The 700-nt window shown below is 68.0% G+C and carries 1 protein-coding gene; it reads left to right on the forward strand.

Going from position 1 to position 700, the window contains the following annotated elements; translation table 11 throughout:
• On the forward strand, positions 1-700 hold a 700-nt coding region (locus G3I60_RS43815), incomplete at both ends, for an aldehyde dehydrogenase family protein (protein ID WP_164608562.1).

The following is a 700-nucleotide window of genomic DNA, read 5'->3' on the forward strand; positions in this document are numbered from 1 at the left end:
TCCGTACGCCCGCCGCGCGGTCTTCGAGAAGGCACTGCGCATCATCGAGGACCGTGAGCCGGAGATCGCCGCGGCGATCAACGCCGAACTCGGCGGCACGCACCTCAAGGCCGACTTCGAACTGCACCTCGCCAAGGAGTTCCTGCGCGAGTCGATCCGCCTGGTGCTGACCCCCGAGGGGCAGATCATCCCGTCGCCGGTCGAGGGCAAGGAGAACCGCGTCTACCGAGTCCCGGTGGGCGTCGTGGGCTTGATCAGCACCTTCAACTTCCCCTTCCTCCTCGCCCTCAAGTCCGTCGCCCCGGCCCTCGCGCTCGGCAACGGCGTCGTCCTCAAGCCGCACCAGGAGACCCCGATCGTCGGCGGCTCCCTGGTCGCGAAGATCTTCGAGGACGCGGGCCTGCCACCCGGCCTCCTGAACGTCGTCATCACGGACATAGAGGAGATCGGCGACGCGTTCATCGAACACCCCGTCCCGAAGGTCATCTCCTTCACCGGCTCGGACGGCGTCGGCCGCCACGTCGCCACCGTCTGCGCGCCCCTCTTCAAGAACGTGGTCCTCGGACTCGGCGGCAACAGCGCCCTGGTGGTTCTGGACGACGCGGCCATCGACTACGCGGTCGACGCGGCCGTCTTCAGCCGGTACGTCCATCAGGGCCAGGTCTGCATGGCCGCGAACCGGATCCTGGTGGACCGTTCG

This window comes from Streptomyces sp. SID13666 (assembly GCF_010548325.1).
Taxonomy (GTDB): Bacteria; Actinomycetota; Actinomycetes; order Streptomycetales; family Streptomycetaceae; genus Actinacidiphila; species Actinacidiphila fildesensis.